This is a genomic window from Lutispora thermophila DSM 19022, assembly GCF_900142105.1.
Taxonomy (GTDB): Bacteria; Bacillota; Clostridia; order Lutisporales; family Lutisporaceae; genus Lutispora; species Lutispora thermophila.
Genome location: NZ_FQZS01000019.1, coordinates 53,148 through 76,189, shown reverse-complemented (window position 1 = coordinate 76,189; position 23,042 = coordinate 53,148). Strand labels below are relative to the sequence as shown.

The following is a 23,042-nucleotide window of genomic DNA, read 5'->3' as shown; positions in this document are numbered from 1 at the left end:
AGACAATGGCCCTCAATTTGTATCTAAAGAATTTGAAGAATTCTGCAATAGCAATAATCTAATTCATCAAAGGATACCAGTAAAAACTCCTAATATGAATGCACACATAGAATCATTCCATTCAATATTAGAGGATGAATGTTACAGTCGCAATGAATAGAACAGTTTTAAGGAGGCATACGAAGCAATAACTGAATATATAAATTATTATAATAATCGCAGAAGGCATGGAAGCATAAAGTATATGGCTCCAAATAAATTTTATGAAGCATTTATGAGTAAGAATATAAATGCTAAAGCATTTGTTGCATAATCTCCATAATTAGGGGGTCAAGCCGCATCAATTGATCGAGCTACTTCTGTTACAGGTTTTCCTTGTTCGGTTATCAGCTTTACTATTTCCTGCTTGAATTCTGCAGTATATTTTTTCCTCGGTTTAGTCATGATAGACACCCCTTTTCTTAGTTTTTATTATACCAACTTAATTGTGTGTCTATCAAATTGGGTATAGGTCAGTGATCTCTGAATTATAGAATTGTTAATCGTACTTCTACTGAATCTTAACTCCTTTAGAGTTTAAATTCAGTAGAAGGGGGACAAAAGGCTTCCTTGTCATCAAATTTTTCCGATGGAATCCTTTCTTATTGTGAAAATCCCAATGATTATGTATTATATATATATACTTACAGAGGAGATGTTATAATTGTCAATAAATGTTGTACTTGTAGAACCAGAAATACCGCAAAATACCGGTAACATAGCAAGAACATGTGCTGCAACAGGTTGCAAGCTTCACTTGGTGAAACCCTTGGGCTTCTCTGTAGAGGATAAATATCTTAAACGCGCAGGTTTGGATTATTGGAATTTAGTTGATATAACCTATTATGACAATCTAGATGCGTTCTTTGAAGCCCACAAGGGTGGAAATTTCTTCTATTCTACCACTAAAGGCAAATATAGACATTCTGATATGAAGTATGAGGATAATTGCTATATACTCTTTGGCAAGGAAACCGCTGGATTGCCCAAAAGTTTGCTTTCAGCCAATCCGGAAAGATGTATAAGAGTACCCATGATTGATGAGGCTAGGTCATTGAATCTGTCAAACTCTGTTGCGGTAGTTGTTTACGAAGCATTGAGACAGTTAGGTTACCCAAACTTACGGTAAAATTAGTCGTGCAATATTATTCAAGAAAGACATAGAGTATACTTTCCGTCTTAATGAAAGTGAGAGTATGTGTCAAATGAAACCTGATGATTCTATTTGGATAAGAAATAGGAAAGCAAACTTTAAATGGGAGGTATTAATAAATGGCTATAACTATATTGACAGATACTATGTGCGATGTACCTCAAGAGTATGTTGAGAGATATAATATAAGAGTATTGCCTTTATTGGTGAATTTCGGTGAAGAATCCTTCAGAGATGGGATAGATATCACACCTGATGACTTCTTTAGAAGACTAGAGAATTCTGAGCAACTGCCAACAACATCACAGATAAACCCACCTCAATTTGAATGTGTATTTAGGGAAGAAATTGGGAATAATAATACTGTAATTGCCATATTAGGTTCTTCAAAGTTAAGTGGTACATTCAATTCAGCAATGATAGCAAAGGATATGGTTGACAGTGATAATATTCATATAATAGATTCTAAAGCGGTGACATTGGGAGCAGGACTACTGGTGATAAAAGCAGCAAAGTTGGCCCAAGAGGGAAGAACTGCGGAGGAAATAGTAAGTGAAATAGAAGAAGCTACCAATAGACTGAAACAGTTTTTTATAATAGGAAATTTAAAATATCTCTACAAAGGTGGTCGAATATCCCTTTCAGCATCAGTATTAGGTTCTATATTAAACATAAAACCCATTGTGACAACTGTAGATGGCAAGTTGGAAATGCAGGAGAAAACCCGTGGAATGAAGAGGGCCATATCAGTGATTATGGATATGATAGAGGAAAAGGGTTGGACATTAAATGATAAGGTAATAGGGATTAACCATAGTATATGTGCTGAAGATGCATATTACTTTGAAGAAGTAATAAATGCTAAATATAAACCTAAAGAGATAATTAGGGGTGGAGTAGGTTCTGTAGTCGGGACTCATGCAGGACCAGGTTGTGTGGCACTACATTTTGAATCGTAGAGGAGAGAAAGTGTTTTGAGTAAAATAAAAGTAATCACCGATAGTACATCAGACTTACCAAAGGGTGTTGCAGAGAAGTATGACATAGAGGTTTTGCCTCTTACCATATTCTTTGATGAAGATGAGTATAGGGACTGGATTGATATTGCTCCAAAAGCATTTTATGAGAGAATGAGAAAAGCAGAGAAATTGCCTACGACTTCTCAAGTAAATCCTAACAGTTTCAAGGAAAAGTATGAACAGTTTTTGCAAAACTACGATCATATTATATCTTTGCATTTGTCATCGGATGCCAGTGGTACGTATAATTCTGCCGTGATTGCAAGAGACATGGTAGACAAAGATAGGATAACTGTTATAGATACCAGAAATTATACTTATGGTTTTGGTCAGATGGTTGTGGAAGCAGCAAGGATGGCCCAGGGAGGCAAGTCGGTAGATGAAGTTGTAGATAGAATAAATTATTTAATAAGCAATGTTAAGACACTTTTTGTAGTAGATACCTTAGAATATTTGAAAAAAGGTGGAAGATTGTCTGCTACCAAGGCTACCATAGGTACTTTGTTAAACTTGAAACCAATTCTTACTGTAGAGGACGGAAAGATAGTTGCCATAGATAAAGCCAGAGGTATGAAGAAGGCATTGAGGAGAATTGTAGAATTAATGCAGGAGCAAGGTGTAGATTTAAAAAGTCAGACTATTAAGGTAGGCCATGCAGACAATATAGAACATCTGAAGGATTTTGAATCAGCCATTGAAGAAGCTTATGGATATGTAGAAAAGGAAGAATTTGAGATAGGCTGTGTTATAGGCGTATATTGCGGTCCAGGAACAGTAGTTATTCATTATATTTAAAATATGGTCTTTTCAAATATTGGGCGGGGATTTTATAATCTCTGCCTTTTACTGTTGCCAGTATGTCTGTATTTTAGCCAGAACTCCTTTCAATGTTTTCATCTTCATTAATATTTTAGGAGATTATGATTATAAATTAATATTTTGCAAAATTAAACATTGAAACATATAAATTCTAACATTTATTATAGATATTTAAAATATTTAGCGAAAATGGACAAATATATCTTGAATACTTAGTATAAATTGTATATACTTTAATTATAGAATATTACTATTAATATTGGATAAATTATAGATAAATCATATAGAACCTGCACAATAATTATACAATTTCATATACATGGATGAAGATTGGCGGGAGATGCCCATTCTTAAGATGGGAGCCGAAGGAGTAAGCACGGAAAAGCCCGTTAAGTGAAACTCTCAGGCAAAAGGACCGCAATCGGACATAACTCTGGAAAGCATGTGCACCGAAGGAGCAATTCTATTCTTATAGAAGAATCTCTCAGGTTTATGACAGAGGTAGAGGCTATTGCTTCTATCTCTTTTTTGCTAACTTGAGAGATCAGATAGCAATTCATGAAGTATATCAGAATGAAATACCCATGTATGTTTAAATGTTTAAATATCTGTATGTCTAAGAGGTGATAAACCTGACAAAAAATATACAAATAATAACAAACAATGTGCGTGTTTGTGAATCATTTAACGAAAATTTTAATGTTATTTATGTAGATGGTGGTTATTTAGATGTCTTGTATGCTGTAAGAGACAGAATTCATATAGGTAGCATTTTGATATCTCACCCGCTGATGGGAAGCATCAAGCCAAATGAAACACCTTTTAGAAGTGTAGTGATAGAGGAAAAAAATGGACCTGTAGATTATCAATCCCTTGCAATTATAGAATCCAGCATAGAAAGCTGTAAAAAGCTGCTTAAAGATAGGTCTACTCCTGATTGGACCGAGAAAGTGCTGGAGGATTTCAGGTTTTTAGATATTAGACTTTTGGAAAGTGCATTGGGAAGTTTGATGTAAAGTTGAAAAACTGACGATTGTTTGAATAAGTATAACATTTTTATCCAATGATATACATATCAAAGTTTGAAAGGGGTAGAATAATGGATAAAATTTATGATGTTGCAATAATTGGAGGAGGACCTGCAGGACTATCTGCTGGTTTGTATGCTTCCAGAGGTAGATTGGACGCAGTGATAATAGAAAAAGGCAGATGGGGAGGACAGGCTGCAACAACTGAAGAACTGGAAAACTATCCAGGATCTATAGAACATCCAACAGGACCAAAATTGACAGAAAGAATGAGAGAACAGGCTAAGGCTTTCGGTACAGAATTTATCAATGATGAAGTTGCAGGTTTTGACCTTACTGACAAAGTTAAAGTTATTAAGCTTAGAGAAGGGGAAATTAAGGCAAAAACTATAATTATTGCTACCGGAGCACAACATATTAATTTAGGTGCACCTGGGGAAGATACATTCAGAGGAAAGGGAGTTTCCTATTGTGCAACATGTGATGCAGACTTCTTTACAGAACTTGAGGTTGTTGTGGTAGGCGGCGGAGATGCAGCTGTTGAGGAAGCCATATACCTGACAAAGTTTGCAGATAAAGTAACAATTGTCCACAGAAGAAACGAATTCAGAGCAGCAAAATCCATAGTAGAGAAGGCTATGGCTAACGAAAAGATTCATATTATTTGGGATTCGGTAGTTGAAGAAATTTATGGAGACGGCATTGTAGAAGGAGTAAAGCTGAAGAATGTAAAAACCGGAGAAGTTACAGACTACAGAACAGATGGAGTGTTTATTTTCGTTGGTACAAAACCTGTATCAGACATCGTAAAGGGTATAGTGGATATGGATCCTAAGGGTTATATTATTACTGATGCAGAAATGAAAACTTCTGTGGAAGGTATATTTGCAGCAGGTGATGTGAGAGTTACTCCATTAAGACAAGTTATTACTGCTGCAGCTGATGGAGCCATTGCAGCAATAAGTGCTGAGAAGTATATAGCAGAAAAATTTGGACATTAATTACATTTAATAACTTTGCAAAGGAGGTGAAAACATGATAGAGCTAAACAAGGATAACTTTGAGCAAGAGGTTATGCAAGCAGAAGGTCCTGTTATCGTGGATTTCTGGGGAACAAAATGTGAACCATGCAAAGCACTGATGCCAGAAGTAGAAAGATTGGCAGAACAATATAAAGATAAAATTAAATTTTGCAAACTTAACACTACTGAAAACAGAAGATTGGCTATAAGTCAGAAAGTTATGGGGTTGCCTACTTTCATCGTTTATAAAAATGGTGAAAAGGTAAAGGAAATAAGTGGAGCAGATAACTGCACACCTGAAGCAATCGAAAATCTCATAAAAGAAAACATATAATGCATTTTTGGGGGTTCTAAAACCCCCTCCAATAAAAAAGGGAGGTGAATCTCATGCGTCTAGAATTAGGCAATATATTCATTAAGGATATGCAATTTGGTGAAGCAACCAAAGTTGAAAATGGAGTTTTGTATATAAACAAAAAAGAGCTTTTGGAAGCAGTTGGCGGAGACAATAGGATAGCTAGCATCGAGGTAGATATTGCAAAGCCAGGTGAAGAAACAAGAATAATGCCTGTTAAGGATGTAATTGAACCGAGAGTAAAGGTTGAAGGTCCTGGCGGGATTTTCCCAGGATTTATCAGCAAAGTTGATGTAGTAGGTTCAGGAAAGACTCATGTATTAAAAGGAGCAGCAGTTGTTACTGCAGGGAAGATTGTGGGATTCCAGGAAGGTATAATTGATATGAGCGGTCCTGGAGCAGAATACACTCCATTCTCAAAAACTAACAATTTAGTATTAGTATGTACACCTGTTGACAATTTGCCACAGCATGAGCATGAACAGGCAGTAAGATTGATAGGATTAAAAGCTGCCGCATACATTGGTGAAGCAGGAAGAAATGTAAAACCTGATGAAGTGAAGGTATATGAGACCCTTCCATTATTTGAAGGTGCAAAGAAATATCCAGATCTTCCTAAAGTTGCATATGTATATATGCTTCAGACTCAAGGTTTGCTTCATGACACCTATGTATACGGTGTAGATGCTAAGAGAATAGTTCCTACTCTGATATACCCAACAGAGGTTATGGATGGAGCTATAGTAAGTGGAAACTGTGTTTCTGCTTGCGATAAGAATCCAACATACAATCACTTGAACAATCCTATAATTGAAGATTTATACGAAAGACACGGCAAGGATTACAACTTTGTTGGAGTTATCATAACCAATGAAAATGTTACCCTAGCCGATAAGGAAAGATCTTCAAACTGGACTGCTAAATTAGCAGAATATCTTGGATTGGATGCTGTAATCATATCAGAAGAAGGTTTCGGTAATCCAGATACAGACCTTATGATGAACTGCAAGAAGATAACTGCAAAAGGAATCAAGACTGTACTTGTTACAGACGAGTATGCAGGAAGAGATGGAGCATCTCAGTCTCTAGCAGATGCAGATAAGGCTGCAGATGCAGTAGTAACTGCAGGTAATGCAAATGAAATAATTGAATTACCTCCAATGAAAAAAGTTATAGGTGATTTGAAACCTGCAGATGTTATTGCAGGCGGATTTGCCGGAAGCTTGAAGCCAGACGGAAGCATAGTAGCAGAACTTCAGGTTATAACCGGTGCTACAAGTGAAATAGGCTTCAATAAATTATCAGCAACACAGTTCTAGAGATTGGAATACAGAATTAGATGCAGAAACTAAAATAATAAATTACAAGAAAGGATGTATAGCATGTTAGAGGGCAAGAAAGTCATTATCATAGGCGACAGAGATGGCATTCCTGCTCCTGCAATAGAAGAGTGCGTTAAGACAGCAGGCGCTGAAGTAGTGTTCGCTTCTACAGAGTGCTTTGTCTGAACTGCCGCAGGAGCAATGGACCTGGAAAATCAGAAGAGGGTTTTAGAACTTTCTGAAAAATATGGAAAGGAAAATGTTGTAGTAGTATTAGGCTCATCCGAAGCTGAAACAGCAGGATTAGCAGCTGAAACTGTTACAGCAGGTGACCCAACTTACGCAGGTCCTTTAGCAGGAGTCTCGTTGGGACTCGCAGTTTATCACATATTTGAACTTAAAGATGAAGTTGATGCCGATGTATTTGATGAGCAATGCGGCATGATGGAGATGGTTCTCGATGTTGATGCCATAGCTGCAGAAGTGAAGTCTATTAGAGAACAATATTCTAATTTTTAATATTCTCATGTTTGAGAAAACAAATATGAGAGAGGAGGGAAGTTACTAACATGATTAAAGTAGTTCATTATATAAATCAGTTCTATGGCGGAATCGGCGGTGAGGAAAAAGCTGATATAAGGCCAGAAGTTAGAGAAGGCGTTGTAGGGCCGGGTATGGCTCTTCAAGGAGCTTTAGGTAACGATGCTAAGATAGTAGCTACAATCATATGTGGTGACTCATATTTCAATGAAAATCTGGAAGAGGCCACTGAAGAAATACTCCAAATGGTTAAGAACTATGAGCCTGATTTGTTCATAGCAGGACCAGCTTTCAATGCAGGAAGATATGGAGTAGCATGCGGAACTATATGCAAAGCCGTAAAAGAAAAGTTAAACATCCCTGTAGTTTCAGGTATGTATCCTGAAAACCCGGGTGTAGATATGTTTAAGAAAGATATCTACATTATTGAAACAGCAAATGCCGCAACAGGCATGAGAAAGGCACTTCCCGCTATAGCAAAGCTGGGTATGAAGCTTGCTAAAGGTGAGGCAATAGGTTCTCCTGCAGAAGAAGGATACATTGCAAGAGGAGTAAGAAAGAATATATTCAGAGAAGAAAGAGGTTCAAAGAGAGCTGTTAATATGCTTGTTGCCAAACTAAAGGGTGAACCTTTTGAAACTGAATATCCAATGCCTGACTTTGATAGGGTAGCTCCAAATCCTGCAGTTAAAGATCTTAAGAATGCAAAAATTGCCTTGGTTACTTCCGGTGGTATTGTTCCAAAGGGTAACCCTGACAGAATAGAGGCTTCATCGGCTTCTAAATACGGCAAATATGATATTGAAGGCGTTATGGACCTTACTCAGGAAACATATGAAACTGCCCATGGCGGATACGATCCTGTATATGCAAATCAGGATGCAGACAGAGTATTGCCTGTAGATGTATTGAGAGAACTTGAAAAAGAAGGAGTAATTGGCAAACTCCATAGATATTTCTACACAACAGTTGGAAACGGAACTTCTGTTGCTAATGCTAAGAAGTTTGCTTCCACATTTGCTCAGGAACTTGTGGCAGATGGAGTTCAAGCAGTTATACTCACTTCAACCTGAGGTACCTGCACACGTTGCGGAGCAACAATGGTAAAAGAAATTGAAAGAGCAGGAATACCTGTTGTTCATATTTGTACAGTAGTTCCTATCTCATTGACAGTTGGTGCCAACAGGATTGTTCCGGCAGTAGCAATACCCCATCCTTTAGGAAATCCTGCCCTCAGCAAAGAAGATGAGAAGGCTTTGAGAAAGCAATTAGTGCTTAAAGCATTAAAAGCACTAGAAACAGAAGTGCACGGTCAGACAGTATTTGATAAATAGTAAAAAGGGTGGTGTAATGCCACCCTTTTTGAACTATAATTATTTTTGGGGGGTTGAAAACCCACTTTATGTTAGTTAAATGGATAAGAATAATTTGGAGGTGTAAAAAATGACAACGCCTGTAGTAAAAGGAGCAGCATATGTTTTGGTTCATACACCAGATATGGTTATGCACTATGGAACAACCTGCTCTTCTGAACATGAAGCAAATCCCAATTCAGAGTTTTTGAAAAAAGTCCCAAGTCACTTAAGAACTTTTGAAGAAGCAGTTAAATATGCGCCAAATCAAGCATATATCGGAAACATTTTGCCTGATGAATTAAACAATATCCCAAGACCTTGGTATAAAAACCTTATGGAAGATGCTAAAGCCGATGGTAAAATGGGAGAAATGCTTTCTCAAGATGAGCTATATATTGTAATGAAACTATGTGACGCTTTTGACTTGGTAATGTTGGAAAAGAGTTTTTCTGATGCTGCTAAGGAAAAAATATCAAAGAAACCCTACTTTACAGAAGCTGAAATAGCAAAAATAAAGGATGGTTTTGACATATCAGAAATTGAGAGCAAGTTGGCAGAAGGTGCAGAACCTCTACATTATAATGGAAAAGTAGTAGGATGCGTTAAAGCTGCCCATGCTACAGATAAGAGCTTAACAGCTCATATTATGGCTGAAAATATTGCAACTAAAGCTACAGCCGTTATTGCAACAAAGAATCTTTTATATAAAAATAATATTTCACCAGATTCAATAGAATATGTAATCGAGTGTTCTGAAGAAGCATGCGGTGACATGAATCAAAGAGGCGGTGGAAATTTTGCAAAAGCTATAGCTGAGGTTGCAGGATTGGTATCTGCAACAGGTTCAGACACAAGAGGCTTCTGTGCAGCACCAACTCATGCACTTATCAATGCAGCAGCTATGGTAAAATCCGGCCTTTATAAGAGTGTTGCAGTAGTTGCCGGAGGAGCCACCGCGAAACTTGGAATGAATGGTAGAGACCATGTTAACAAAGATGTTCCAATATTGGAAGATTGCCTTGGAGCTTTTGCAATACTTGTAACTGAAGATGATGGAGTAAATCCGGTTTTAAGAACAGATATAGTAGGAAGACACACCGTAGGAACTGGTTCATCACCACAAGCAGTTATGGAATCCATAATAACAAAGCCATTGGATAAGAATGGTCTCAAGATAACTGATATAGACAAATATTCAGTAGAGATGCAGAACCCAGAAATTACAGAGCCAGCAGGTGCTGGAGATGTTCCGCTGGCGAACTATAAGATGATAGCAGCTTTAGGAGCTAAAAGAGGAGATATAGACAAAGCTAATATGCCTACCTTCATAAAAGAACATGGTATGCCTGGATTTGCACCTACTCAGGGTCATATCCCTTCAGGAGTTCCATTTGTAGGAGCAGCAAGAAGCATGATTTTGGATGGAAAAATCAACAGAGCTATGATAGTGGGTAAAGGAAGTCTGTTCCTTGGAAGAATGACAAATCTATTTGATGGTGTATCAATAGTTATGGAAAAGAACCCTGGCAAAGCTGAAGAAATGGGAGCAGTATCTAAAGAAGAGATCAAGGGAATGGTAGCAGAAACAATGAAAGAATTTGCAGCATTCTTACTTAACAGAAAGTAGGGGTGAAACATATGGAAGATATAAGAGCCATGATAGGGGAGGTATTCAACGAAGTTGCTGATGCCATACTGACTGGTAATTTTGGCAGCAAAGTTAAAGTCGGACTGACCACCCTTGGAAGCGAGCATGGAACCGATGAGTTGGTTAAAGGAGCAGAACTGGCAGCTAAGAAGTACAACGATTTTGAAATAGTGCTTATTGGCCCCAAGGTGGATACTTCTCTTAATATAGTTGAAGTAAATTCCGAAGAAGATATGCATAAGAAAATGGATGAGATGCTGGAAAGTGGAGAATTGGATGCAGCCGTTACCATGCATTACAGTTTTCCCATAGGTGTTTCTACTGTAGGAAGGGTTATTACACCGGGCTTGGGTAAAGAACTGATTTTGGCAACCACTACTGGAACATCGTCTACTCATAGAGTGGAAGGCATGGTGAAAAATGCTCTTTATGGAATTATAACTGCAAAGGCACTGGGAATTGAAAATCCCACTGTTGGCATATTGAATGTGGATGGTGCTAGACAGGTTGAAAGGGCATTAAAAGAGCTGAAAGAAAGAGGCTACGATATAAACTTCTCCGAATCAGTAAGATCTGACGGCGGTTGTATAATGAGAGGCAATGATCTTTTGGCTGCTGCTTCTGATGTGATGGTAATGGATACCTTAACAGGTAATATAATGATGAAGGTATTTTCTGCCTTCACTACCGGAGGAAGCTATGAGTCCTTGGGCTATGGCTATGGTCCTGGTGTAGGAGATGGCTATGACAAGATTATATGCATACTTTCAAGAGCTTCCGGTGCTCCTGTAGTATGTGAAGCATTAAGATATGCAGCTTCCTGTGCAAAAGGAAATCTAACCAAAATTGCAAAGGAAGAGTTCGACAAAGCTAGAAAAGCGGGGTTGGATGATATTCTGAATGAACTAAAAAAAGAAGCAAAGAAATCTGAACCAGCCAAGGTGAAGATGCCCGATAAGAAGGTTGTAACCAAATCCATAGCGGGTATTGACATACTTGAACTGGAAAATGCCGTAGCCACATTGGCGGGAGCAGGAATCTATTCAGAAAGCGGTATGGGTTGCACAGGGCCTATAATACTTACCGCAGATGAAGATTATGAGAAAGCAGTTGAGGTATTGTTTGACAACAAGCTTATAACTCAGAAACCATTAGATTGTAATTGCTAGCAAATTTGATATAAGTTGAGATAACATGTTTATGTGAATATAGTTAACTCAAGTGCTAAGAAGGGGCTATACTTTAAGTTTGAATAAAGTATAGTCTCTTTTCATTGGATAATGTTATATTAAAGTTGTCAACTTAGTATATTGAGACGAGATATCTAAAAATATGCATATATTGACAATATACTCCATAACTGATATATTATAGTAGTTGATATACTATGTTCAAAACTAAATATTATAACAGGTGCCGGTTGTATCTAGTTGATACCAATCGGTGAAAAGGGAAGTGGGTGCAAATCCCACGCGGTCCCGCCGCTGTAAAAGAGGAGTCCCCTCAGTAATGCCACTGTTCAACGGGAAGGCAGAGGGAGATGATGATGCTTGAGCCAGAAGACCTGCCTGTTATGGACACCGTTAACTCTACGAGCGATAGAGAGGTGATGTGATTGAAATCTTTAATGGATTTCATGTGATTTTATGCCTCTTAACTATCAGTTACGAGGCTTTTTTAGTTGCAAAAAAATTATGTTTTTAGGGGGCTACTTTACGTGAATAAAAATGGTATGAGGTGTTTCAATTCTTCATCTACCTATAAAATTACGCTGATTATTGTATTGTTCATTCTGGGTTTCATTGCCATGATCGCTTCAGTATGCCTTGGTACAATGAGCTTCTCTGTCAAAGAATCCTTGCATGGGATTTTTGTTAATGATGATTCTGCTGCCAGGCTTATTATATGGAATGTGAGGCTCCCAAGAACACTGAGCGGTGGATTGGTGGGCATATGTTTAGCATTGTCAGGATGCATACTTCAAGGTGTTATGCGAAATCACCTTGCTTCACCATCTACTATAGGTGTTACAAGTGGAGCTAGTTTTGTGGGGTATCTAACTTTAGTTGCATTTCCGGGATACTATCATTTACTGCCCATTGGATCTATAACCGGAGGTTTTTTTACAACGTTAGGCATTTATCTGCTGGCATACAACAAGGGTGTCAGTCCCGTAAAAATAATTCTTTCTGGTATGGCAGTCTCTACTGTATTTAGCGCATTTAATGATATGATACGCAGTTTTTTCCCGGAAAAGCTTGCTAATGCCACAGGATTTCTGGTAGGAAGCCTTAATGGCGTTGCATGGAAAAATTTAATCATGATTTTGCCATATGCGTTGATTGGTATTTTGTTGTGCCTTTTTGTTCCATCCAAAATGAACATACTTATGCTTGGAGATGAAATGGCAAATTCTCTTGGAGTTCGTACCGAAAGTTTTCGTTTATTTCTTATATTGGTTTCATCGCTTCTGGCTGGAGCTGCTATATCTGTTGCCGGACTTATTAACTTTGTTGGGCTTATAGTTCCTCATATAGCAAGATTACTTGTAGGCTCTGATTACAAATATTTGCTTCCTGCTTCCATTGCACTAGGCTACATGCTGATAATAATATGTGACCTGATAGGCAGAATAGTTCTGCCTGTGGGAGAAATTTCGGTCAGTGTAGTGTTATCATTTGTAGGAGCACCTTTCTTCTTATGTCTGTTAAGAAATAAAGAGGCAAAATAGGAGGGTTCGGGAATGTACTTTGGATTTAAAGATATATCAATCAATTATGGGAAAAGGGAAATCATCAAGGATGTGACTATTGAATTTCCAAAGGGGAAAACCACAACAATAATAGGACCAAACGGAAGTGGGAAAACAAGTCTGCTGAAGGTGATATCCCGTGCTGTTACACCTGTTAGGGGTGAAGTTGTTTTCAATGGGAAGCCATTGAAACAGTACAAGCTGAAAGAGCTTGCAAAAAAAATCGCTTATCTTCCGCAAGTTCATAATTCGCCTTCCGATATTGACGTAAGGACTCTAGTTTCATATGGACGCTACCCATATAAGCAGTTTGGAAGAGGATTAACAAGATATGACAATGACATTATTGACAATACCATAGAAATCACCGGATTAAAAAATCTGCAAAACAGGCTGGTGGAAACCCTCTCGGGAGGAGAAAGACAAAGGGCCTGGATTGCTATGACCATTTGTCAACAGCCTGAGGTGCTTGTACTTGATGAACCGATTACATACCTTGATATTGGTTTTCAATTGGAAGTAATGGAACTCATAAAAAAATTGGGGGAAGAGATGCAACTTACAATAATAATGGTGCTTCATGATATAAATTTTGCTTCAAGATACTCCCATTATCTGCTTTCAATAAAAGATAAGGGAGTCTACTCATATGGTGACCCCAGGAAAATAATAACCAGTGGGAAGCTAGAAGATATATTTGGTATTCAGTCTCAAATTTTTGAGGATGAAAAAAACAACTGTCCTTTTATCATACCGGAGAAAAAAAGGAGTAAATGGTTAACGCTAGGTAATTAATGCTCGTATAAAAAGGAGGAGATGAATATTATGTTTAAAAAATTAACAATGGTTATTTTTGTGCTTTTACTTAGTATCGCTGTATTAACAGCATGTGGATCCAAATCAACAAATGTACCTAAAAATGAAAACGACAACGAAACACAGGCGCCGGAATCAGCAATTCAGCCTGAAGATGAGCTACAGGCAATAAAAGCAGAACTTTTAAAAGCAGCCGATGAGGTAGTTGTGACAGAAGATGAGGTTATTTTTAAAGACGATTCTAGACGGGAAGTTATTACGATTAAGAAAAAACCCCAAAAAGTTGCTGTTCTTTATGGCAGCCATGCCTGCTTATATACCGAAGCAGGGGGCAAAGTCAGTGTAGGTATTGGAGGTGCAAGCGCCGAAGCACTTTACGAAAAGCAGATCGGCAGGAATATTATGAAGGATGAAGGTGTTGTTACCATTGCCACCAGCTCATCCGGAAAGTCATGGAATGTTGAAGCTATTTTGGCGGAAAAGCCTGATCTTATAATTTGTTCTACAGCAATGTCAGGATATTCAACAATTTCTAAGCCTGCGGAAGCAGTTAATATACCTGTAATTGCCATTACCTACAACGGAGTAAGCGACTATCTTAAATGGTTTAAGGTATTTTGCAACATAAATGAAAAGCCTGAGCTTTGGGATTCTGTGGCTGCAAAAGTTGCAAATGAAATAGCCAATATCCAGTTAAAGGCAAAAAAAGCAAACAAGAATCCGAAGGTAATGGCATTGACAGCGGGGAAAAATGGGTTTAGCGCACTCCTCTCAAATTCTGATACAGGCGCAATTATCAAAGATTTGTATGGTATAAATCTGGCGGACATATCTGGTTCATCTGCCACATCCGTTGATATTAACTTGGAAGACATATATACCGCCAATCCGGAACTTGTTTTTATAAGGAATAGTGCTACTGACAGAGAAACAGCAGAAACATTAGAAAAACTAGTCAAGGATAATCCTATATGGGAAAGTTTGGAGGCTGTAAAAAATGGAAGAGTATATATCTTGCCACAAGAGCTATTCTGGTACCGTCCCAATCATCGATATGCAGAATCTTATAAAATGATGGCGGAATGGTTATATCCAGATATAGAGTTTTAGCATAAGGGTGGTTTGAAAAAGGGTGTAAGTTTGCTGTTACACCCATTCCTATGTTCTTATGTTATTCATGCTATCTTTAATAAGAGCCGTTATAAAGGGAATGCTTAATTTTCTTATAGCAGAGACTTTTATGGAAGGAGGTAAATACTTATGAAAAACAAGGCGATTCTTGTTGTTAGTTTTGGAACAAGTTATGAGGAGACGAGACAAAAAAATATAGTTTCTCTGGAACTGGATATAGCAAAGCGATTCTCAAAATACAGAATATATAGTGCCTATACAAGCTCTATAGTTAGAAAAATACTGATGAAAAGAAACATTCAGATGGATGATGTCCCAACAGCTATGGGAAAAATGGCCAAGGATGGCATTTGGGAGGTTATAGTACAGCCTACACATTTGCTATATGGAATAGAATATGAAAAACTTAAAAACCAAATCATCGATGCTTCACAGAAATTTAAAAAGGTTAAATTGGGACGTCCTTTGCTTTCAGATATATATAGTCTGAAAAAAGTTATCAGCATCATTTCACATGAAATCAAGCCAGAGAAAGGCACTGCAATTTTATTAATGGGGCATGGTACATCTCACTTTTCAAACATAGTATATCCGGCTCTTGATTACATATCAAAAGCTGAAGGATATGATCATATTTTTATCGGTACGGTAGAAGGGTATCCTGACTTACAGATTGTGATTTCACAAATAAAAAAATCCGGATTCAAAAAAGTGCTGCTTACACCATTAATGCTGGTGGCTGGAGAACATGCCGTCAATGACATGGCTTCAGATGAAGATGACAGTTGGAAGACAGTTCTTCAGAAACAGGGGTTACAGGTGACATGCATGATAAAGGGATTAGGAGAGTATCAAGGGATCAGAGACATATATTTTTCACATATATCTGAAGCAATAGACAAAGACTAATAAAATAGGGGTGTAATAATATTGCTTAAAATTGCTTATTATACGGCTGTTGATGCCTATCTCTCGGTATTTCGTCTGTGGCTGGCAGCCCAATCCGGAAGAAGTTTACCTTCCTCTTAATTAAATTTATAAATACTTCTATATTGCTTTAAGAGCTTGGCTGCAATAAGTTAACATTTCTTTTGATTATATTGCTATTGAAGATAAATAATTCCTGTGATACACTATAATAGTAAATTGAATATAAAACATTAGGTTCTGTAAGATTAATAGGGAAAGCGGTGAAAGTCCGCTGCAGCCCCCGCTACTGTAATCGTGGACGAAATCAACTTATACCACTGAGTTCTCTCGGGAAGGTGTTGAGAATAGGATGATACGAAAGCCAGGAGACCTGCCTAATTGTTTGGAGCAAGTTACCTTCGGAGGGAAGGGGAAGTCTTATGCTAGGATAAAATATTACCATATTTGTCCCCATATCCATCCGCGGATATGGGGATTTTTACATTAACATTATGATGAAAAAGGTGATTGTATAACATGATAAAGGGACAAATACATGTATATACAGGTAATGGTAAGGGTAAGACTACCGCTGCATTAGGATTATCCTTGAGAGCTGTATGTGCAGGAAAAAGAGTGTACTTTGGACAATTTATAAAAGGTATGGAATATAGCGAGTTAAAGGCCGCAAACTATCTGCCAAATTTCGAAATACATCAGTTTGGTCGCGATTGTTTCATATTCAATAAGCCTACAGAAGAAGACATACTAGCAGCGAAAAAAGGAATTGAAATCCTTGAGAAAGTGCTTAAAGATAATAGCTACGATGTAGTGGTTCTGGATGAGTTGAATGTGGCTATATACTATAAGCTTATTTCTGTAGAAGAAGTAATTAATCTATTGAGGGGAAAAGCAGATAATATTGAAGTAATAATAACAGGAAGATATGCACCTCAACAACTGATTGATATGGCCGATTTAGTAACAGAAATGAAGGAAGTAAAGCATTATTACAAGAAAGGTGTACAAGCCAGAAAAGGCATAGAATCTTAATTGATTATTAGAACTTAATATCAATGTTACAAGTGTTCGGTATATATGCCGACTTAAAAGGGAAACAGGTGAAAATCCTGTACGGTCCCGCCGCTGTGATGGGGAAATGTATCATAAATGATGCCACTGTATATTCCGGGAAGGCATGATACATTGATGAACCAGAGTCAGAAGACCTGCTTGTAATGCAAAAGCGTAAATCCTGCGAGGTACGGGATAGGCGATTATTTATTATGTTGAATTATAGCCTTACCTGCATCTTGTAGGTAAGGTTTTTTAATATCCTCACTAGTATAGATCTCGTAACATGCAGATGTCAAAAGGGGTCTTTGTCTATTGTTTATATTATATAGCGAAGGGCTTGCGATATGAGAGAATGACAAAGGAGAGTAATTATGAGTACAAGATTGCATATATGGATAAAAATTATGTATATACTAGAGGATTTTCTATGCTTCCGAAGATGGTAAAATTGCTGAAGGTTACATATTAAACCATGATAGAACCAATGCATGAGTGCAAAAAATACGGTGCAATATTGAGCTAGGGGGTTGCTATATGAAGAAATTTTCTATTTACCTTATATGGATTTTAATGCTGACCTTGCTATTGAGTGCATGCGGGTCAAATATTAATGATGATAAGGACAAGCATTCAAACATCTCATTAGATGCTTCAAGTTTGCAAAGTAATGTGGAATCAGTTGTTCATGGGGAAAGTAGTGGTAATGAAGGAGGAATAGAAAATGACAAAAATGAAAAAGCATATCCCACGGTAATTACAGATATGTTAGGAAACCACGTGGAGATTGAGAAAAAACCGGAAAAAGTCGCGGTAATATCGGAAAAGCTTTTTGAACTATTCCATTCTGTTGGGGGTGTATCCATATGTGGCGTTGTTCCCGAGAATGGTAAATCTGTAAATGACAATATGAAAAACTTGCCCATGGTTGGTAAGGAATCTAATCCTGATATCATTGAAATATTAGAGCTTGAGCCAGATATTGTATTTGTTGAAGCAGGGCTGCAAGATTTTATAGCTTTTAATCTGAAAAAAAATGATGTTGTGGTGATTTCATTGGAAGTTGGTAGCGAAGATAAAAATAAAGAGGCAATAAGAATAATGAAAGAAGTAGCTGGAATTGAGTAATTAGAATTGGGAGGAGTTATAAAATGGTGAATAAAATGAAAAAAGTACTGACATTTTTAGCTGCATGTATTTTTATTATGACAACATTATCGACAAATGCTTTTGCAGAAGCACTAATAAGAGTAGATGTCAATGGCAAAGAAGTAAATCTTGGCGTAGCTAAACCCTATATTAACAAGGGAAAGGTTATGATCCCCCTCAAGGCAGTATCTGAGGCATTGGGAGCAAATTTATCCTGGGATGAAGAAAATAAAAATATCACTCTATTAAGAGGAGATAATATTTACTTAATGAAACAGGGCAAAGCCAATGTATATGTAAACGGAAGAGCACATAAGCTTAGTCAAGTATCAGAAGTAAAAAACAATGTACTATATGTGCCTCAAGATTTCATTCAAGTGGTATTTGGATATGAAACCTCATATGATAGCAAAACTTCAAAATTAAGCATAATGATTAAAGCTCTTCCGAATTATTTCTCTCAAAACTTCAGAATTGAGTACTTAGACGATGGATGCAAATTGGTTACTGACGGAGAGAACATTAGACATCTTCTGGTGCCTCAAGGTAAAGAAGTGCCTAAAGGTTATAAAGCGGACAAAATCATAAGAATACCTTTGAAAAAAGTTATGTGTGCATCATCTACTCAGGTAGGTCCCCTTGTTAAGCTAGGTGTTCTAGATACTTTGAAAGCAGTAACAACTTCGGAGAAAAATTGGGAATTAAAAGAAGTAAAAGATGCTTTTAAAAGAGGCAGTGTAAAGTATGTAGGCGGAGAAGGTATGGCACAGCCGGATTATGAGGTTGTTAAGGTTGTTAATCCAGATATGGTCTTCGCGTATACAGGAGTATATGGACAACAAGCTATGATTGAGAAACTATCTGAAATGGGAATTAATTGTGCAATTAATAATGAGTATCTAGAATCTCATTATTTAGGGCGCATGGAATGGATAAAGTTTATGGCGGCTTTTTATGATAAGGAATTAGAAGCAGAAAAAATACTTAATGATGCGGTAAAGGAGATTGATAATACTATAGCAAAAATTGCCGGCCTTAAAGAGCCAAAGGTTGCTTTGGGCAAATCATACAAAGGTAAAATGTCTGTGGCTGACTCAGGATCTTATGTAGGTAAGTGGATAGAGATGGCAGGAGGACAATATGTATTTAGTAATGTTGGAGTAGGAACATCCGGGAGCACTCAAATAAGCATGGAAGATTTTTATGCAAAGGCCATAGATGCAGATATATTGATTTATTCGTCTACAATTAACTACATGAATAAACCAACTATTGAGGGAATTGTTGAAGAGAATCCATTGTTGGCTAATATAAAAGCAGTTAAGAATGGCAATGTATGGGTGTATAGTGCTGATTGGTGGCAGACCATTCCTGATACTGACCGTTTTGTTAAGGATTTTGCAGCAGTTTTCCATCCGGAAGCTTTTAAAGGCTATAAAGTAGAGAAATTAATAAAGCTTCCAAGAAAGTAGAGGAAGAATAACATACATAGGGGTGTCGCCACCCCTATGTATTCAATTGTGTTGGAGGTATTTATGAGAGACATTGAGATGAGCTACGGCAAATATGTAGTGATTTATCTAATATTGATTATGGTTCTAATTGCCGTTTTTGTGATTAGCATTGCTGTCGGATCTGTGAAGATAAGTATATGGGAAGTTATTGATATTATTTTAAATAAAGTTCAAGATGATTCAGTTAATTCTACCATTGTTTGGAAGATTAGATTGCCCAGAGCGTTGGCTTCTATGATAGGAGGTGCTGCAATTGCAGTAGCTGGCTTATTATTTCAGATTTTCTTTCGTAATCCTATTGTAGATTCTTATATTTTGGGTGTATCTTCCGGCTCTACTCTTTTTATAGCATTACTGATGCTGGGCGGAGTTACCTTTGGATTCTCCACTTTATCACCATATACTCTTTTTATTGGTGCATTTTTAGGAGCTATATGTGTTACTGCAATTATTTTGATAGTTGCCTATAAAGTAAGGGATATTGCAACATTACTCATTATCGGATTGATGATAGGATATCTTTGTACAGCTGTTACCAATATTTTAAAAACTTTTGCTGAAAATGAAAAACTTAAAGAGTTCATCATTTGGACTATGGGAAGTTTTTCAGGATTTACATGGGATCAGCTTAAAATAATGACTATCATAGTTATACCCTTTCTATTTGGTGCTTTTATGATTTCAAAACCATTGAATGCCTTTTTACTGGGAGAAGAATATGCCAAAAGTATGGGAGTTAATATTAAGTTCTTCAGGATTTGCATCATACTTGTATCCAGTGTATTGACGGCTGCAGTTACAGCTTTTGCGGGCCCTGTTGCCTTTATAGGAATGTCAGTGCCGCACATTGCCAGGCTATCCCTCAGAACTTCAGATAATAGGATGCTTGTTCCTTTGTCCATACTATTTGGAGGTACAATAACAGTTTTATGTGACCTTATAGCACGAACACTCTTAGCACCAGCAGAATTGACTATAAGCAGTGTAACCTCCTTTTTTGGGGTTCCAATTGTGATCTGGCTGCTTTTGAAAAGGAGGACTAAACTATGAAGATGTTGGAAACCAGGAACTTGACTGTGGGATATGGCAATAAAGAAGTAGTTAGAGAAATGAACATTGAAGTATTAAAAGGACAGATTTTATGCATTCTTGGACCCAATGGTTCAGGTAAATCCACCATTTTGAAATCCCTTTCCAAACTCTTAAATCCATTAAAAGGTGACATTTACATTAAAGGCGAGAAATTATCAGATATTAAGGGTACAAGCCTTTCAAAAACTCTGGCGGTAGTTTTGACAGAGAGGCTTAATGTTGGATTTTTAACTTCTTTTGATATAGTTGCTATGGGCAGATATCCCCACACAGGAATCCTTGGCAGATTGACAAAATCAGATGAAAAAAAGATTTGGGAATGCTTAGGCATGATAAACGGAGAAAACATTGCTACCAGATATTATAATGAGCTGAGCGATGGTGAGAAGCAAAAAGTTCTCCTTGCACGGGCATTAGCCCAAGAACCTGAAATTATCATACTTGATGAACCTACTACCCATTTGGATGTCAAACATAAGCTAGAGGTAATGTCTATTTTAAAAAAGTTAAGCAAAGAAAAAGGAATTACTGTAATACTATCCCTTCATGATATAGATATTGCATTAAAAAGCTGTGATAGAGTGATGCTTGTAAAAAAAGGAGCAATCGTAGATTTCGGTTTTCCGGAAGAAGTAGGAAGCAATAAATCTATTTCAGATCTATATGACATTAAAGATGCAGGTTTTAATGCATTTTTGGGTACTATTGAGCTTTCTAACCAAAGCAAACCTTCCGTATTTGTAATTGGTGGGGGAGGGCATGGAGTACCTATTTACAGGTTATTGACAAAAAAAGGTATAGGAGTAAATACCGGTATAATTCATAAAAATGATGTTGATTATGAAATAGCAATTACCATGGGGTTAGATATTCAAAGTGAAACTCCTTTTAGTGAAATAAAAGATGCTACATTAGAAAAAGCAAAATCCATGATAGATAAAGTGGATACAGTTATAGATTCTGGATGTCCCTTGGGAAATATAAACAGGAAAAACATTGAGCTTTTGGCATATGCATTGGAATCGGGGAAAAAGGTGTTATCTATAAGAGATAAGGATGAACTTCAAAGGTGTTTAGCTATGAATTATTTAAATTTAAAGCTTTGTGACAGTGTTTCTGAGATAATGGATAATCTTGATATAGGCGGGGAGGGTTCAAAATGGTGATATACAAATTGTCAACAGGAGACGAAGTCCATAGATATCAAAAAAGCATAGTGATAAAGTTTAAAGATGATAGGAAGGTGCTGAGTACATCCTATCTTAATGGAGGATATAATGAAAAGCTAAAAGCAGTATACAACTATGATGCTAATCCGAGAGCAGGAATGGAATGCAAGCTTAGAGCAAACACATTGCGTGAGCATATGATTTTAATTACTGAAGAAATTGGCCTTGACCCTTATACTACTACTGGTCTATCCACTGCAGCTTCTATGGATAACGTATCAATCAAAACTGTAAGCTATGAGGACTTGACAGTTACTGCCATAGTAACGGCAGGAGTGGAAGTTAACGGCGGACGGGCAGGTGATCCGGCTTCTTTTCATGAACGGGAAGGTAAAGCGGTAATGCTAAAAGAAGGAACTATAAATATTTTGTTATATATCGATGCGGACATGCCTGAAGGAAGCATGACCAGAGCCTTGGTAACCTGTACTGAAGCCAAAACAGCAGCGTTGCAGGAGCTTATGGCAGGCAGCAACTATTCGAGAGGTATTGCAACAGGATCAGGAACAGACGGAACAATCATCACCTGCAACAGCAAATCCAAATTAAAACTGATAAATGCCGGTAAGCATTCTAAGCTAGGGGAACTCATAGGTTTGGCGGTAAAGCCTGCCGTAAAAGAAGCCCTTTATCTTCAAACAGGCCTTTGCCCAAAGAATCAATTCAGTATGCTAAGGAGAATGAAAAGATTTGGATTGGATGTTGATAAAATATGGAATAGATACAAGACAATAAGCTCAAATCCATTGGATAAGCCGGAGTTTGTAAATGAACTTGAAGTATTAGATAAAGAGGAAGAAATTGTAATACTAACTTCTCTTTATGTTCATCTTATGGATCAGCTGGATTGGCAGCTTATTTCGCCACATCAGGCAATAGAGGAAGGAAAGAACATCATCCAAAGACTTAAAGCAAGATATGCGATAGGTCAGGAGTTTAATTTCCGGTGGAATTCTTGTGATGAAGCAATAGAAGCAATGACGGAAAACTACGGAGTCTTAATGGCTGCAATTATTGAAGGTGGTAGGCATGTATAGTATTGTTTTATAATGTCCCCTATGGATTCCTCATGCAAT

Annotated in this window: 22 protein-coding genes, 1 pseudogene and 5 riboswitches; of the genes and pseudogenes, 22 read left to right on the top strand and 1 reads right to left on the bottom strand. The window is 37.3% G+C overall.

Features of this window, described 5'->3' with window-relative positions; translation table 11 throughout:
* Nucleotides 1–175: 175 nt before the first annotated feature.
* A pseudogene (locus tag BUB48_RS19170) lies at nucleotides 176–313 on the top strand (IS3 family transposase); the annotation flags it as partial.
* A gap of 17 nt (nucleotides 314–330) precedes the next feature.
* Here BUB48_RS19170 and BUB48_RS13340 read toward each other — a convergent pair.
* A complete protein-coding gene (locus tag BUB48_RS13340; protein WP_073026723.1) occupies nucleotides 331–444 on the bottom strand; it encodes a transposase in 114 nt (37 codons plus the stop codon).
* Between the two features lie 259 nt (nucleotides 445–703).
* Here BUB48_RS13340 and trmL point away from each other — a divergent pair, with 259 nt between their 5' ends.
* The 21 genes from trmL (at nucleotide 704) to BUB48_RS13225 (ending at nucleotide 23,003) form a co-directional block, all read left to right on the top strand.
* Nucleotides 704–1,168 (top strand): tRNA (uridine(34)/cytosine(34)/5-carboxymethylaminomethyluridine(34)-2'-O)-methyltransferase TrmL, encoded by a 465-nt coding sequence (gene trmL, locus BUB48_RS13335; RefSeq protein WP_073026722.1) that lies wholly within the window; start codon nucleotides 704–706, stop codon nucleotides 1,166–1,168.
* 143 nt (nucleotides 1,169–1,311) lie between these two features.
* On the top strand, nucleotides 1,312–2,151 hold the full coding sequence (locus BUB48_RS13330) for a DegV family protein (protein ID WP_073026721.1): 840 nt from the start codon (nucleotides 1,312–1,314) through the stop codon (nucleotides 2,149–2,151).
* Nucleotides 2,152–2,166: 15 nt separating this feature from the next.
* Nucleotides 2,167–3,006: a DegV family protein gene (locus BUB48_RS13325; RefSeq protein ID WP_073026720.1), complete on the top strand. Its 840-nt coding sequence runs from the start codon at nucleotides 2,167–2,169 to the stop codon at nucleotides 3,004–3,006.
* A gap of 347 nt (nucleotides 3,007–3,353) precedes the next feature.
* A riboswitch (glycine riboswitch) is annotated at nucleotides 3,354–3,458 on the top strand.
* Nucleotides 3,459–3,536: riboswitch (glycine riboswitch) on the top strand. It begins immediately after the preceding riboswitch.
* 117 nt (nucleotides 3,537–3,653) lie between these two features.
* Entirely contained in the window at nucleotides 3,654–4,046 is a 393-nt protein-coding gene (locus BUB48_RS13320) for a GrdX family protein (protein ID WP_175548425.1), read from the top strand.
* 83 nt (nucleotides 4,047–4,129) lie between these two features.
* The gene (trxB, locus tag BUB48_RS13315) at nucleotides 4,130–5,059 is read left to right on the top strand and encodes a thioredoxin-disulfide reductase (RefSeq protein WP_073026719.1); all 930 of its coding nucleotides are present in this window, start codon (nucleotides 4,130–4,132) and stop codon (nucleotides 5,057–5,059) included.
* 34 nt (nucleotides 5,060–5,093) lie between these two features.
* Nucleotides 5,094–5,414, top strand: a complete 321-nt coding sequence (trxA, locus tag BUB48_RS13310) for a thioredoxin TrxA (RefSeq protein ID WP_073026718.1) — start codon at nucleotides 5,094–5,096, stop codon at nucleotides 5,412–5,414.
* Between the two features lie 53 nt (nucleotides 5,415–5,467).
* Nucleotides 5,468–6,754 carry a glycine/sarcosine/betaine reductase component B subunit gene (locus tag BUB48_RS13305; RefSeq protein WP_073026717.1) on the top strand — a complete coding sequence of 429 codons (1,287 nt, stop codon included), beginning with the start codon at nucleotides 5,468–5,470 and terminating at the stop codon, nucleotides 6,752–6,754.
* A gap of 63 nt (nucleotides 6,755–6,817) precedes the next feature.
* Nucleotides 6,818–7,276, top strand: coding sequence for a glycine/sarcosine/betaine reductase complex selenoprotein A (gene grdA, locus BUB48_RS13295; protein ID WP_084524630.1), 459 nt, complete (start codon nucleotides 6,818–6,820; stop codon nucleotides 7,274–7,276).
* A gap of 50 nt (nucleotides 7,277–7,326) precedes the next feature.
* Nucleotides 7,327–8,631, top strand: coding sequence for a glycine reductase complex selenoprotein B (gene grdB, locus BUB48_RS13290; RefSeq protein ID WP_084524628.1), 1,305 nt, complete (start codon nucleotides 7,327–7,329; stop codon nucleotides 8,629–8,631).
* 109 nt (nucleotides 8,632–8,740) lie between these two features.
* Entirely contained in the window at nucleotides 8,741–10,279 is a 1,539-nt protein-coding gene (gene grdC, locus BUB48_RS13280) for a glycine/sarcosine/betaine reductase complex component C subunit beta (protein ID WP_073026712.1), read from the top strand.
* Nucleotides 10,280–10,290: 11 nt separating this feature from the next.
* Complete coding sequence (grdD, locus tag BUB48_RS13275; RefSeq protein ID WP_073026711.1) at nucleotides 10,291–11,469, top strand: glycine/sarcosine/betaine reductase complex component C subunit alpha; 1,179 nt, start codon at nucleotides 10,291–10,293, stop codon at nucleotides 11,467–11,469.
* Between the two features lie 225 nt (nucleotides 11,470–11,694).
* Nucleotides 11,695–11,886: riboswitch (cobalamin riboswitch) on the top strand.
* A gap of 131 nt (nucleotides 11,887–12,017) precedes the next feature.
* The gene (locus BUB48_RS13270) at nucleotides 12,018–13,031 is read left to right on the top strand and encodes a FecCD family ABC transporter permease (RefSeq protein ID WP_242944219.1); all 1,014 of its coding nucleotides are present in this window, start codon (nucleotides 12,018–12,020) and stop codon (nucleotides 13,029–13,031) included.
* Between the two features lie 12 nt (nucleotides 13,032–13,043).
* Nucleotides 13,044–13,847 carry an ABC transporter ATP-binding protein gene (locus BUB48_RS13265; RefSeq protein ID WP_073026710.1) on the top strand — a complete coding sequence of 268 codons (804 nt, stop codon included), beginning with the start codon at nucleotides 13,044–13,046 and terminating at the stop codon, nucleotides 13,845–13,847.
* A gap of 30 nt (nucleotides 13,848–13,877) precedes the next feature.
* On the top strand, nucleotides 13,878–14,978 hold the full coding sequence (locus BUB48_RS13260; RefSeq protein ID WP_073026709.1) for an ABC transporter substrate-binding protein: 1,101 nt from the start codon (nucleotides 13,878–13,880) through the stop codon (nucleotides 14,976–14,978).
* Between the two features lie 150 nt (nucleotides 14,979–15,128).
* Entirely contained in the window at nucleotides 15,129–15,908 is a 780-nt protein-coding gene (locus tag BUB48_RS13255) for a sirohydrochlorin cobaltochelatase (protein WP_073026708.1), read from the top strand.
* Nucleotides 15,909–16,144: 236 nt separating this feature from the next.
* Nucleotides 16,145–16,321: riboswitch (cobalamin riboswitch) on the top strand.
* Between the two features lie 124 nt (nucleotides 16,322–16,445).
* Nucleotides 16,446–16,961: a cob(I)yrinic acid a,c-diamide adenosyltransferase gene (gene cobO, locus BUB48_RS13250; RefSeq protein ID WP_073026707.1), complete on the top strand. Its 516-nt coding sequence runs from the start codon at nucleotides 16,446–16,448 to the stop codon at nucleotides 16,959–16,961.
* 13 nt (nucleotides 16,962–16,974) lie between these two features.
* A riboswitch (cobalamin riboswitch) is annotated at nucleotides 16,975–17,159 on the top strand.
* Between the two features lie 360 nt (nucleotides 17,160–17,519).
* Nucleotides 17,520–18,110 carry a TroA family protein gene (locus tag BUB48_RS13245; RefSeq protein ID WP_073026706.1) on the top strand — a complete coding sequence of 197 codons (591 nt, stop codon included), beginning with the start codon at nucleotides 17,520–17,522 and terminating at the stop codon, nucleotides 18,108–18,110.
* 23 nt (nucleotides 18,111–18,133) lie between these two features.
* Nucleotides 18,134–19,603: an ABC transporter substrate-binding protein gene (locus BUB48_RS13240; RefSeq protein ID WP_073026705.1), complete on the top strand. Its 1,470-nt coding sequence runs from the start codon at nucleotides 18,134–18,136 to the stop codon at nucleotides 19,601–19,603.
* Between the two features lie 63 nt (nucleotides 19,604–19,666).
* Entirely contained in the window at nucleotides 19,667–20,695 is a 1,029-nt protein-coding gene (locus BUB48_RS13235) for a FecCD family ABC transporter permease (RefSeq protein WP_073026704.1), read from the top strand.
* Nucleotides 20,692–21,903, top strand: coding sequence for an ABC transporter ATP-binding protein (locus BUB48_RS13230; RefSeq protein WP_242944218.1), 1,212 nt, complete (start codon nucleotides 20,692–20,694; stop codon nucleotides 21,901–21,903). The genes BUB48_RS13235 and BUB48_RS13230 overlap by 4 nt, the downstream gene beginning before the upstream one ends.
* Nucleotides 21,897–23,003 carry an adenosylcobinamide amidohydrolase gene (locus BUB48_RS13225; protein ID WP_073026703.1) on the top strand — a complete coding sequence of 369 codons (1,107 nt, stop codon included), beginning with the start codon at nucleotides 21,897–21,899 and terminating at the stop codon, nucleotides 23,001–23,003. The genes BUB48_RS13230 and BUB48_RS13225 overlap by 7 nt, the downstream gene beginning before the upstream one ends.
* Nucleotides 23,004–23,042 lie beyond the last annotated feature (39 nt).

Bases quoted from the DNA above. Each gene is read 5' to 3' on its own strand.
- BUB48_RS13340 (WP_073026723.1), bottom strand. From the start codon at position 444: ATGACTAAACCGAGGAAAAAATATACTGCAGAATTCAAGCAGGAAATA.
- BUB48_RS13330 (WP_073026721.1), top strand. From the start codon at position 1,312: ATGGCTATAACTATATTGACAGATACTATGTGCGATGTACCTCAAGAG.
- trxB (WP_073026719.1), top strand. From the start codon at position 4,130: ATGGATAAAATTTATGATGTTGCAATAATTGGAGGAGGACCTGCAGGA.
- trxA (WP_073026718.1), top strand. From the start codon at position 5,094: ATGATAGAGCTAAACAAGGATAACTTTGAGCAAGAGGTTATGCAAGCA.
- BUB48_RS13305 (WP_073026717.1), top strand. From the start codon at position 5,468: ATGCGTCTAGAATTAGGCAATATATTCATTAAGGATATGCAATTTGGT.
- grdC (WP_073026712.1), top strand. From the start codon at position 8,741: ATGACAACGCCTGTAGTAAAAGGAGCAGCATATGTTTTGGTTCATACA.
- grdD (WP_073026711.1), top strand. From the start codon at position 10,291: ATGGAAGATATAAGAGCCATGATAGGGGAGGTATTCAACGAAGTTGCT.
- BUB48_RS13265 (WP_073026710.1), top strand. From the start codon at position 13,044: ATGTACTTTGGATTTAAAGATATATCAATCAATTATGGGAAAAGGGAA.
- BUB48_RS13260 (WP_073026709.1), top strand. From the start codon at position 13,878: ATGTTTAAAAAATTAACAATGGTTATTTTTGTGCTTTTACTTAGTATC.
- BUB48_RS13255 (WP_073026708.1), top strand. From the start codon at position 15,129: ATGAAAAACAAGGCGATTCTTGTTGTTAGTTTTGGAACAAGTTATGAG.
- cobO (WP_073026707.1), top strand. From the start codon at position 16,446: ATGATAAAGGGACAAATACATGTATATACAGGTAATGGTAAGGGTAAG.
- BUB48_RS13245 (WP_073026706.1), top strand. From the start codon at position 17,520: ATGAAGAAATTTTCTATTTACCTTATATGGATTTTAATGCTGACCTTG.
- BUB48_RS13240 (WP_073026705.1), top strand. From the start codon at position 18,134: ATGGTGAATAAAATGAAAAAAGTACTGACATTTTTAGCTGCATGTATT.
- BUB48_RS13235 (WP_073026704.1), top strand. From the start codon at position 19,667: ATGAGAGACATTGAGATGAGCTACGGCAAATATGTAGTGATTTATCTA.
- BUB48_RS13230 (WP_242944218.1), top strand. From the start codon at position 20,692: ATGAAGATGTTGGAAACCAGGAACTTGACTGTGGGATATGGCAATAAA.
- BUB48_RS13225 (WP_073026703.1), top strand. From the start codon at position 21,897: ATGGTGATATACAAATTGTCAACAGGAGACGAAGTCCATAGATATCAA.